The following is an 11024-nucleotide window of genomic DNA, read 5'->3' as shown; positions in this document are numbered from 1 at the left end:
TTATTATAAAGCCAATAAAATATAATTTAATTTTGCAATCAATAATAACTTAAATCTGTTCATTTTAAAAGCTCACAATCCAGCAGTACACTGCTCCATACTTATCCTCCGTAAAATAAAAAGGCCCACCTTGGTACGCATTGTTAAGAGGCATGGTGGGATTTGTTGATCTCGTTTTACAGGAATTGGATGACAGCATCGAGGGTAAGCCGGAAGCTGCATGCCCTGATTCACCAATTACTTCTTCATCCACGTATCTTCAGGATTCCAATCCAAGGCATTGGTTGTAAACATCCCGAGGTTCTGTACTTTAGGTGTAAAGGCGATACCATTTATCAGACTGAACGTTGGGAAACTAATGGCGTATTCATCAAAGACTACTTTTTGCAGTTCAAGAACTGCTTTTTTTGAGGATTCAAAATCAGGCGCGGTTCTTGCATCAGCCAGCAGCTTTTCTACCTTATCCGGGTGGATGATGCTTTTCGCATAAAGTGCTGCGTCCTTGCTCAACAATCTGTTCATCTGGACTATCGTACTAGGTGACAACACTCTATAACTCATAACCATCCCGTCCCACTTATCTCCAATCAGAGCGACCCACTTCGGAGTATCCACACTGATCACTTGAGCATCAATACCTACCTTGGCAAGATAGTTTTGAATAGCGGTCATTTCTTGTACCCTAGGTGCATCCGTTGTGATCTTCGTCTTGAAGCCGTTCGGATACCCTGCCTCCGCCAGCAATTGCTTCGCTTTTTCCGGATCGTAAGGAAATCCCTTCACATCCGGATTGTAATACTGGTGCGAAGAGTTATTCCATTGGTTCGTGGGGACAGCTAATCCTCTCAAGACCGAGTCGGCAATTGCCTTTGAGTCGACTGCATGCATAGCCGCTTGCCTAACCTTCACATTGGCAAACGGGGAATCAGGATTGGCGCTGTCAAACATTAGCCCAACACCTACTAAGGCCCCGGCTATCTTCTCATCCGAGCGGGTCACATATTTTCCTGACTTCTCCAACTCGATATAATCATCAGCATTCATTTGCGTAAAAACATCAGCTTTTCCAGATTTAAATTCAATTGCTGCCGTGTTTCTGTCATAAATAAGGGAGTACTCTATGGCATCCAAATAAGGCTTGCCAGTTTGCCAATAGTTTTCGTTCTTCTTAAACTTTAAGGAAACATCCTTCTCCCAACTCACAAACTTGAAAGGCCCCGTACCTACAGGATTGTTGTTGGCCCACTCTTTACCATTCTTTGTAATAGCTGTGGGCGATGCCATCTTGACGTAATAGGCTACAGATTCAAGCAAGCTGTTATTCCATTCTACAAGATTCAGTCGAACGGTGTTCTCATCGATAACATCGATCGACTGTATACCATTGACCTCAGCTCGCTTTGCTTTCTGGTATTCTTCGATATTCCACTTCACGGCTTCCGAATTAAAGTCGGTATTATCGTGAAACTTGATCCCCTTCTTTAATTTAATAGTAATCGTTTTCATTTTGGGATCGGTTTGCCAGCTTTCTGTCAACCACGGTGTAATCTTTCCTGTTTCGTCATAGCGGCCAAGCGTTTCAAACACAGGCTGAACAAAGTACAAATTGGAGGATACCCGTTGATCGGCCGGATAACCGATATTGGTAATATTGTCGACCCAAATCATTCTTAACGTGCCCCCATGGCTCGGTTCTGAACTCTTCAGATCATTCGATGCTTCCAGTTTAGAAGTTTCTTGCTTACTGGTTTCTTTGGTGCAACCGGCTAGTACCACGGAGATCAACAGACAAATTGTGAGGCTGGCATAGATAAGCTGAGCCACTCCTGACTTTTTTCCCATTTGAACGTTCCCTCTTTCGGTTTAAGTTTTCTGTGGATTTACGGTTCCGATATGCTGTTACCGCCAATCTTAACCCAGACACCGTTCAACAGACAGCAAGAACCTCCTTTCCGGCTAGAAAATGGGGGGATTTTGCAACATGGCTGAGAATCAAGGTAATGCCGGCAGTACGCGCAGCCTCTTCGATCCAGCGGGACAAAGCAATCTCATCGAACGTGTATAAAGCGCTTACATTTTGAAGCGGATACACAGCAACATCTACTAGCGGCAATGGGTTCGAGGCAAAACCTTTCGTTGGATTTATGATGGACCTATTCGTATGTTACTTCAATTACTTGAGAAATTGGTGTGTTTTTTTTATGAATATGTGTGCTTTTTTAATTTTATTGTTGTATCTACTTTTGCAGCGCAAAGAGGCTGCCTCGCGGCAGCCTTCATTCCTTACAACGATACTATGGACTTATGATCTGCAGTCGTCCTGTTAGCAGGCGCATGTCACTACAGGTTGGACGATAGTAGTCTTTGCCGGAGCTCCTCGGGAATCGGCTCGGCCTTCAGCTTACCGCCATTCAAGGAAACCCAAGCCCGAATTTCGTAGCCTTCCGCAACCAGATTCTCCCCGAGATAAAACGTATGCTCGATCTTAAACACTTTGTTTTTCACTTCCGACACCACGGATACTACCTTCACCCAATCATCGAAGTTCAGCGGCCGGCGAAACTGGCAATGAGCTTCAACTAGCGGAGTTCCCAGACTCTCGTTTTGCTGCTTTCTTGTAGGAAACCCGATGGCTGCAAACATCTCATGGAAAGCCTGATCCATCCACTTATAGAAATTCGGATAGTAGACAATGCCCGCCGCATCCGTTTCAGCGAATCTAACCTTAAATTCCCAAACACTTTTATACATGGCAGCCTCCGATTAAACTTTCCCTATTCCATAGGGAGCACTCTTCTCCGGGGATAAAACGCTTTCATTTCAGCGCCTTTATTTGTACATGTAACTCAATGACTTGCTTGTTTCAATATGGCTTCTTTTAATTTTAACTTTTGAATTTTTCCGCTTGCTGTAGCTGGCAGACTCTCCGTAAACACCACTTGCTTGGGAACCTTGTAATCCGCCAAATGCTGTTTAACGTATGCCAGCATTTCTTCATTTGACGATTGTTCATCCGCTTTTAACTTAATGACGGCGCAAGCAATTTCCCCCATCACCGGATCGGGAAGTCCGATGACCGCGGCTTGCAGCACTTTCGGATGCTGGTACAAGATTTCTTCAATCTCTCCCGGATAAATGTTATATCCGCCGCGAATGATCATCTCTTTCTTGCGTCCCACAAAACGAATATAGCCGTCCGGCTGCATAACCCCCAGATCTCCCGAATAAAACCATCCGTCTTGGTCGATGACCTGGCTCGTTTGTTCCGGATTGTTATAATAGCCTTTCATCACTCCAAAACTTCTGCAAGCGATTTCGCCAACTTCTCCAAAAGGAACCGGTTCCCTGCTGTTATTAACAATTTTGGCTTCGGCTCCGGGAATCGCTTTGCCTATCGTTTCATGAATGTTTTTCTCCGTGTCCTGATAGGCTGTAATCGTTAATGAACCGATTTCGGACATGCCGAAGGAGTTGCAAATGTTCATCCTCATTTTTTCCTTGATCGCCCTTATCGTTTCCGCAGGACACGGAGCCCCGCCAACAACCCCTGTCCGTAAAGAAGACAAATCATAGCTTGCAAAATCGGGATGATTTAATTCAAGAATATACATCGTCGGCACCGCATGATGAACGGTTACTTTTTCTTGTTGAATGAGCTCCAACGCCTCTTTAGCTTTATAAACGTCCATCAGCACGATTTTCGATTGCATCGAAATCGCCGCAAACAGATTGATTCCCATGCCAAAAATATGGAAAAGCGGAGCAGGAATGAGGTAAACATCCTCCGGGCTGCTATGAATACTCTCCCCGATGGTTCTGCCCGACCAGACCATGCCCCGATGGGTAAGCATGGCTCCTTTAGGAAAGCCGGTTGTTCCCGAAGTATAGAGAACACAAAATACATCGCGCACAGGGTCAATTTCCACTAACGCAGGTACATGGTTCCCCGCCTGTTCAATCAGGCTTTCAAGAGAAATGATGCCCTCCTTGTCGAAGCGGACGGAAACCACACCCTGAACCAGGGGAGCAACGGATTCGACCCCAACCTGCTCGTCGAATTCGGCGCTAACAAAGAGAAGCTTGATTCCTGAATCCTTGATGATATGCTGCGCTTCGTGCAAACGATATTTGGTGTTAAACGGGACCAGGATGGCCCCGATTTTGGCAACGGCAAAATAGATCGCAACGGTTTCATGCCAATTGGGCAAGCTTACCCCCACGCGGTCGCCTTGTTTAATTCCCTTCGCGTCCAAAGCGGCGGCGATCCGGTCGGTTTCCTGCAGCAGCTCGGCATAGGTCAGCCTGCGGGTTCGATCGTATACGGCTTCTTTATCAGGCCTCTTTTGAGAGGACGCTTCCAATAATTGATATACATTTAATAATTCGCATTGACTGCCGGACATCTAACGACTCCCCCTCTAGAGTCTTTCCCAGATGGCGGCAATCCCTTGGCCTCCACCTATGCATACGGAGGATACCCCGTATTTTTTCCCTCTGCGGCCCAGTTCATAGAGTAAAGACAAGCTGATTCTAGTTCCCGAGGCGGCTAGAGGATGCCCCAGGGCAACAGCCCCTCCATTCACATTACCGATCGACGGATCGAAGTTCAGTTCCTTCTGACAAGCTAAATATTGGGCGGAGAAGGCTTCATTGATCTCAACCAAATCCAGTTGATCTATGGTCATACCCGCCTTCTCTAAAGCTTGCCGGATCGCTGGAACCGGACCGATCCCCATGTATTTCGGATCGACCCCGACGACTCCCCAAGAGACCAGGCGCGCGATGGGCTTCAATCCTTTTTGGGCGGCGTAGCTTCCCGATGCGACAATGACAGCTGCCGCCCCGTCATTCATCCCGCTTGCATTCCCGGGCGTCACGACCCCATTTTCGATAAAGCGCGGCTTCAATTTGCCCAATTGCTCCAGACTCGTTTTTCGCGGATGTTCATCGGTATCAATGATTTTAATTCCCTTCCTATCCTGCACGGAAACCGGGACAATCTCTTCGGCAAAATAGCCTTTCTCGATTGCAGCTAGTGCACGTTCATGACTGGACAACGCATGCTGATCAATCTCCTCGCGCGAAAGCTCATACTTTCGGGCGAGATTTTCTGCTGTAACGGCCATCGTGCACTCGCCGTATGTGTCATAAAGTCCATCCCATAACCAGTCTTCCATCACAGGAGCGCCTAACGCCTTGCCCCAGCGGGTGCCCCGGATGACATGCGGCACCTGGCTCATGCTTTCCGTTCCTCCGGCCAGGACCACATTAGCTTCACCCGTGAGAATATATCGGGCGGCGGTAAGAATGGACTCCAGGCCGGTTCCGCACAGGCGGTTAATCGTCAAAGCCGGGACCGGGATGGGAAGACCCGCTTTCAAACCGACATGGCGCGCCAACAGGTGGGCATCCCGGCTCGATTGCTGAACATTACCGAACACTACTTGGTCGATCTCTTCCGCCTCGATCTTCGCTTTCTTGATTGCCTCTTTGGCCGCAGCAACCCCTAAATCAGTTGCGGAAATATCGCGAAACGAGCCGCAAAATTCCGCAAACGCCGTCCGTGCGCCTTCCAGCAAAACGATATCGGTATTGTTATCCATCGCTTCTCATCTCCCAAGGGCTTTCTATCGACCGACGTAAACAGGCTTGCGCTTTTCGAAGAAGGAAGCCATTCCCTCTTTTCTGTCCTCGGTCTCGAATGTAATGCCAAAACAAACCGTCTCGATGGTCAATGCGTTGTTCAGATCGGTATCGGCTCCGGTATGCAAGGCGGTCTTCATCATCTTCAGGGCAACCGCCGGTTTCTCGGCCAGCTTCGCCGCCCATTCAAGCGCTGTGTCCATCAAGCTTTCCAGCGGCACCACCTTGCTGACCAAACCGTAAGCCTGCGCCTCCTGCGCTTTGATCATATCGCCAAAATAGAGCAGCTCTTTAGCCCGCGCTTGCCCAATGAGCCGCTGCAGCCGCTGTGTACCGCCCCCGCCGGGGATGATCGCCAAGTTGATTTCCGGCAAGGCGATTTTCGCGTTCTCCGAGCAAATCCGGAAATCGCAGCATAGGGCGAGCTCACAGCCGCCTCCCAGTGCGAGTCCGTTGATGGCGGCAATGACCGGCTTGCCGATGTTTTCCAGTTTCTCGAAGGCTTTGCGTGAAATCCGGTTCATCCTGGCGATGCCCGCAGCGTCGAGTTCTTTCATTTCGCTGATGTCGGCGCCCGCCGCGAATGCGCGCTCCCCCTTGCCGGTAATAATGATGGCGCCTATGTCATCGTTATTTTCCAGCTCCTCCAGTATCTCATACAGCTCGCTGAAAAGCTTCTTATTCAAAGGATTCATCGGGGGCCGATTCAGGCTTAGCACCGCAACTCTACCGTTTACTGTCAATTCCAGGGTTTCAAACTCCATCGTCTTGTTCATCTCCTTTGGATTGTGGGGGTTATTTGTTGTAATCATACCAGCCTGCTCCTGTTTTCTTGCCCAGACGTCCTGCGCGAACCACTCGTTTCAAGGATTGCGGCGCCGCAAAGCGATCATCCTTGAATTCCTCATAGAAGTAGTCCAGCACATGCAATCCGATATCGACTCCGGCAAAATCTTGCAGTTCAAACGGGCCCATCGGGTAATTGAGCCCCAATTTTACGGCCTTATCTACATCTTCCATCGTCGCGACCCCTTCCTCCACCAGGCGCATCGCTTCGACGAACTGTGGGATCATGACCCGGTTAACGATGAACCCCGGCGAATCCTTCTTCACTTCAATCGGTTCTTTGCCGAAATCCCGGGCCAGGCCCATCAGCGTCGCAACCGTATCGTCGCTTGTGTTATAACCCCGAACGACTTCAACCAGCTTCATGATCGGAGCCGGGTTGAAAAAATGCATGCCGGCTACGCGGTCGGCACGTTTCGTCGCTTGCGCGATCGATGTGATCGACAACGAGGACGTATTGGTGGCCAGGATCGCTTCGGGTCCCAGAACAGCGTCCAGCTGACGGAACATGTCCTGCTTGATCTTCATATCCTCAACGATCGCTTCGATGACAACATGGGCCTGCTCCATCCGCGTTAAATCAGAGGTAGCCTCTATGTTAGCCAACGTCGTTTCTTTATCGGCTTCTGTCAGCTTTCCTTTTTCAACCAATCTGGCCAAGATGGAAGCAATTCGGCCTTTTCCTTTATGGACCAGCTCGTCGTTCATATCATATAAAACAACGCGAAACCCTTTCTGAGCCGCAAGCTGCGCTATGCCGCTCCCCATCGTTCCCGCTCCGACAACGCCGATGATACGTTCGTTCATCTTATAAATCTCCTTCTCTAAAATAAGCTCGTATTTTTGTATGCGCTTTATAGTTTAATTATAAAAAAATTAGTTGCATCCAAACACGTTCACGATGTAGGAAAAACGGAATAACTTTTCGTCCACCGTAATCAACTTAATTCGATCAGTCTTTAGCCGCGTACGACCAAACGTGATTGGAGAATACTTTTTCAATTTGCAGATTCGTTTCCATGTAATCGAGCATTCCGATGACTTCCGACATCACGAATGTAAATTGGCGCCGGTACTCCGTAGGATACATTTCCTTGGCCAGCTCAAACGGCGTTTTTGCCCTGAGCTTAATCAGCTCTTTGACTCTGTCCGCCTTTTCATCCATCCTTGAAAGTCTGGAGTCGATCAAGGCCGCATGTTGACCGAACGCCTCTCCGTGACCGGGAAACACGATATCCGCGGCGAGCTCCCGGCATTTCAACAGCGATTCCCGGTACAACGCAAGTGAGGGCAACCGGTTCCCGTCTATATCCGGCTCGACAAGCGCATTGCTTGAAATCTTGGGAAGCAGGTGATCGCCTGCCGCCAAAACCTTTCTTTGGCGGTCATAGAACATCAGATGGTCGGGGGAGTGACCCGGCGCGTAAATAGGCTCCAGGCTGTCCAGCCCTTGAATATTCCCTCCCTCATCCACCTCAATGATTTCAGCCGTCACTTTTTCATGTTTATTTTCGACCATACTTCTTTTCATCTGCTCGATACGTTGAGCGCCTAACTCACCGCAGCCCATCTCACGGTACAATGTATCAAAAAAGTCACAGCGAAAGCTTAAATATTCCGGATCCCGAGTAAGCCGCGGAACCGCCAACGGATGGGCCAGCACAGGAATCTTGCAACGCTCCGCAATCCTGTTAATTAATCCGATGTGATCGGGATGATGATGGGTGAGCACAATTCGCTCCAAATCCGTTAATGAATAGCCTAAGTTTCCAAGTGAGCTTTGCAGAATGGCAAACGCTTCATCTGTATTTATACCGGCATCGATCAAGGTTAACTTGCCGTTCCGCTCAATAACCAACACGTTGACCGGACCGACCGGGAGAAGGGTCGGCAGCGTGATTTGATGGAATCCATAACCGTCCTTATGAACCGAGTACATGGAATGCTCCTCCAATACGGGCTAAAATAAAAAAACGGGATGCCGGTAACCAAACACCCCTTGAATAATCGTATGGTTCAAGAAATTTTCACTCCCAGATAAGCCGATTGAACGTTTGCGTTATTGCTAATTTCATCTCTCGTGCCGTTTAGAATGATTTTGCCCTGATCCATCACATAAACGCGGTCGGCCACTCTCAGGGCGGCTTTGACGTTCTGTTCCACCAGAATGACCATCGTGCCAAGCTGCTCTTTGATATATTTCAAATTTTCCAATATTTCATTCACGATCATCGGTGCTAACCCCATAGACGGCTCATCCAGCAAAATAATTTTCGGATTCGACATTAAGCCTCGTCCGATCGCGAGCATTTGCTGTTCTCCGCCGCTTAGAAAACCGCCGAGATTATGCATATGTTTTTTCAATCCGGGGAACATCTCAAGTACTTTCTCCAGGTTTCCCTTGACGCTTTCCTTCTCTTTAAAGTATTTGGAATACATGCCGAGCCGTAAATTTTCTTCAACGGTCAGGTTGCTGAAAATTTGCCGCCCTTCGGGAACAAGTGCCAAACCTTTGCCAACAACATGATGGGAAGGGAAACCGCTGATCGTTTCGCCGTGTAAAGTCACTTTCCCTTCCGACGGCTTGTAAAGACCGGCTAACGTGTTCAACAGGGTGCTTTTTCCGGCGCCGTTCGCACCGATCACCGAAACGATTTCGCCGCTATGTACTTCGAGATTAATGGCGTGCAGTATTTGGATGTTGCCTATATGTGTGCTTAAGTTTTCTACTTTCAGCATTAAACCGCCTCCTCCCCCAAGTACGCTTTAATTACTTTTTCATTGCGTTGTACGTCTTCGGGAGTTCCTTCCGCAATTTTTTTGCCGAAATCGATGACGACGATACGATCGGCAATTTCCATAACGGTAGCCATCTTGTGCTCGACAAACAAGAAAGAATGGCCTTTCTTTTTATACTCTACGATGTACTCGGACATTTTTTTCGTTTCCGCATCGTTTAAACCCGCCATCGGTTCGTCTAACAAGACGAGTGTAGGCTCATACATGATGGCGCGGGCGAATTCCAATTGCTTCTGAAGTCCGTACGAGAGCTGCCCTGCTTTTTCATGCATCAGATGGAGCAGCCCTACCATTTCGAGCGCGTCCAGAGCGAGCTGATACGCTTGTTCTTCATCCTTCTTGACGATCGGCAGTCGAAATCCCGCACTGAGCACATTCGTCCTCAATTTCACATGCGCGCCCATCATGGCATTTTCCAGAACGGTCATATTGCGAAAAATTTGAAGATTTTGGAACGTCCTTGATATTTTAAGCGGCGCCAGCTCATATATTTTTTTGCCGGTAAGTCGATTTCCTTGATAAATAACTTCTCCTGAGGTAGGCGGCATAAAACAAGAAATCGTATTGAACAACGTGGTCTTCCCGGCACCGTTCGGACCGATGACCGCCACAATCTCCCCTTCCCCAACTTGAAAGCTAACGTTATCGACCGCGGTTACTCCGCCGAATTTTTTCGTCAATTCCTTAACTTCCAGTAAGTTTGTCATGTTTAAACCCCTTTTGCTTCTTTCATCATTTTGGTTTTGCTGCGCGAAGCTTTGACCCAGGCGCCTGATAGTATCGAAATGACCCCTCTAGGAGCAAACATCATCACAATCACGATCATAAAACCGTAAACCACAATTTCAACCGGACCGCTGAGATGGAGGTAGTCTTTACCGATATACCGGATCAGTTCCTGCAGGAACATGATGGTGCCCGTACCCAGCATAGCGCCCCAGATGGAATGGCTTCCGCCGACCATGACCATGATCAGCAGCAAAATGGAGAAATTAATGTAAAACGTAGGAGGTGCGATAAAATTAATAAAATGCGCGTAAAAGCTGCCCGCTAACGAGGCATATGCGGCGCTGATCGCAAAAATGGCCACTTTATATTTGGCGACGTTAACGCCCAAGGTTTGCGTAGCGATTTCACTGTCGTGTATGCTCCTGAGCAGCCGGCCAATGGGAGAGCGAACGATATTCGTTGAGAAAATGATCACGAGTCCCACAACGGTCCATATGAAATAATAAAAATAGAGCGGATTGCTCAGATCCAGACCGAACAACGATAAAGTCGGAATGCTGTGCAGGCCCAAGGGGCCCCCCGTATAATCCGACAACCCTACAATTAGAATATAGATGATAATATTAAAACCGAGGGTGGCTAAAGCCAGAAAGTGTCCTTTCAGCTTGAGAATGGGAATTCCGATCAGATAGGCGATGCCAAAAGTGACCACCATGCCAAGGATCATGGCCAACCAAGGCGACATCGCGGCTTTCGTCGTCAGCATGCCGGACACGTAGGCTCCGATTCCAAAGAATGCGGCATGCCCTAAAGAGATTTGCCCCGTATAGCCGATCAGCAGACTTAGTCCGACCGTAATGATGCTGTACAGGCCGATTAGAATCAGCACCGTAAAAATATGCGGAGCATGGACGAAAAACGGAAGAGCTAATATGATGGCAATTAAACCGATAAACGGTTTCCAACGATTGCCGTATAAAATTGCGTCAAGTTTAGCCATTATGATT

10 protein-coding genes are annotated in these 11024 nt (G+C 48.2%); all 10 read right to left on the bottom strand.

From position 1 onward, the window contains the following. Positions 1–237: 237 nt before the first annotated feature. The 10 genes from PVA01S_RS09830 to PVA01S_RS09785 all read right to left on the bottom strand — a co-directional run bounded on the left by PVA01S_RS09830 (position 238) and on the right by PVA01S_RS09785 (position 11017). The gene (locus PVA01S_RS09830; RefSeq protein ID WP_127607217.1) at positions 238–1842 is read right to left on the bottom strand and encodes an ABC transporter substrate-binding protein; all 1605 of its coding nucleotides are present in this window, start codon (positions 1840–1842) and stop codon (positions 238–240) included. Between the two features lie 498 nt (positions 1843–2340). Further along, positions 2341–2751 carry an acyl-CoA thioesterase gene (locus PVA01S_RS09825; RefSeq protein WP_054797147.1) on the bottom strand — a complete coding sequence of 137 codons (411 nt, stop codon included), beginning with the start codon at positions 2749–2751 and terminating at the stop codon, positions 2341–2343. Between the two features lie 95 nt (positions 2752–2846). Beyond that, complete coding sequence (locus tag PVA01S_RS09820; protein WP_127607215.1) at positions 2847–4403, bottom strand: class I adenylate-forming enzyme family protein; 1557 nt, start codon at positions 4401–4403, stop codon at positions 2847–2849. A gap of 15 nt (positions 4404–4418) precedes the next feature. Then, a complete protein-coding gene (locus tag PVA01S_RS09815; protein WP_127607213.1) occupies positions 4419–5603 on the bottom strand; it encodes an acetyl-CoA C-acetyltransferase in 1185 nt (394 codons plus the stop codon). 24 nt (positions 5604–5627) lie between these two features. Beyond that, positions 5628–6407 (bottom strand): enoyl-CoA hydratase/isomerase family protein, encoded by a 780-nt coding sequence (locus tag PVA01S_RS09810; protein WP_127607211.1) that lies wholly within the window; start codon positions 6405–6407, stop codon positions 5628–5630. A 31-nt stretch (positions 6408–6438) separates the two neighbouring features. Then, positions 6439–7296: a 3-hydroxyacyl-CoA dehydrogenase family protein gene (locus PVA01S_RS09805; protein WP_127607209.1), complete on the bottom strand. Its 858-nt coding sequence runs from the start codon at positions 7294–7296 to the stop codon at positions 6439–6441. Between the two features lie 145 nt (positions 7297–7441). Continuing rightward, on the bottom strand, positions 7442–8428 hold the full coding sequence (locus PVA01S_RS09800) for an MBL fold metallo-hydrolase (RefSeq protein WP_127607207.1): 987 nt from the start codon (positions 8426–8428) through the stop codon (positions 7442–7444). 77 nt (positions 8429–8505) lie between these two features. Then, positions 8506–9228, bottom strand: a complete 723-nt coding sequence (locus tag PVA01S_RS09795; protein ID WP_127607205.1) for an ABC transporter ATP-binding protein — start codon at positions 9226–9228, stop codon at positions 8506–8508. Further along, on the bottom strand, positions 9228–9995 hold the full coding sequence (locus PVA01S_RS09790) for an ABC transporter ATP-binding protein (RefSeq protein WP_127607203.1): 768 nt from the start codon (positions 9993–9995) through the stop codon (positions 9228–9230). Before PVA01S_RS09790 ends, PVA01S_RS09795 begins: the two co-directional genes overlap by 1 nt. 2 nt (positions 9996–9997) lie before the next feature. Then, positions 9998–11017 carry a branched-chain amino acid ABC transporter permease gene (locus PVA01S_RS09785; protein ID WP_127607201.1) on the bottom strand — a complete coding sequence of 340 codons (1020 nt, stop codon included), beginning with the start codon at positions 11015–11017 and terminating at the stop codon, positions 9998–10000. Between the last annotated feature and the right edge of the window lie 7 nt (positions 11018–11024).

Origin of the sequence: Paenibacillus validus NBRC 15382, from assembly GCF_004000985.1 — a bacterium.
Classification (GTDB): domain Bacteria; phylum Bacillota; class Bacilli; order Paenibacillales; family NBRC-103111; genus Paenibacillus_G; species Paenibacillus_G validus.
Note: the sequence above shows the minus strand (reverse complement) of the source record. Positions and strands in the feature narration are given on the sequence as shown.

What these genes read in the sequence shown, in the direction of transcription:
- PVA01S_RS09785 (WP_127607201.1), bottom strand. Translation starts at nt 11,017, where the DNA reads ATGGCTAAACTTGACGCAATTTTATACGGCAATCGTTGGAAACCGTTT.
- PVA01S_RS09805 (WP_127607209.1), bottom strand. Translation starts at nt 7,296, where the DNA reads ATGAACGAACGTATCATCGGCGTTGTCGGAGCGGGAACGATGGGGAGC.
- PVA01S_RS09815 (WP_127607213.1), bottom strand. Translation starts at nt 5,603, where the DNA reads ATGGATAACAATACCGATATCGTTTTGCTGGAAGGCGCACGGACGGCG.
- PVA01S_RS09790 (WP_127607203.1), bottom strand. Translation starts at nt 9,995, where the DNA reads ATGACAAACTTACTGGAAGTTAAGGAATTGACGAAAAAATTCGGCGGA.
- PVA01S_RS09810 (WP_127607211.1), bottom strand. Translation starts at nt 6,407, where the DNA reads ATGGAGTTTGAAACCCTGGAATTGACAGTAAACGGTAGAGTTGCGGTG.
- PVA01S_RS09800 (WP_127607207.1), bottom strand. Translation starts at nt 8,428, where the DNA reads ATGTACTCGGTTCATAAGGACGGTTATGGATTCCATCAAATCACGCTG.
- PVA01S_RS09830 (WP_127607217.1), bottom strand. Translation starts at nt 1,842, where the DNA reads ATGGGAAAAAAGTCAGGAGTGGCTCAGCTTATCTATGCCAGCCTCACA.
- PVA01S_RS09825 (WP_054797147.1), bottom strand. Translation starts at nt 2,751, where the DNA reads ATGTATAAAAGTGTTTGGGAATTTAAGGTTAGATTCGCTGAAACGGAT.
- PVA01S_RS09795 (WP_127607205.1), bottom strand. Translation starts at nt 9,228, where the DNA reads ATGCTGAAAGTAGAAAACTTAAGCACACATATAGGCAACATCCAAATA.
- PVA01S_RS09820 (WP_127607215.1), bottom strand. Translation starts at nt 4,403, where the DNA reads ATGTCCGGCAGTCAATGCGAATTATTAAATGTATATCAATTATTGGAA.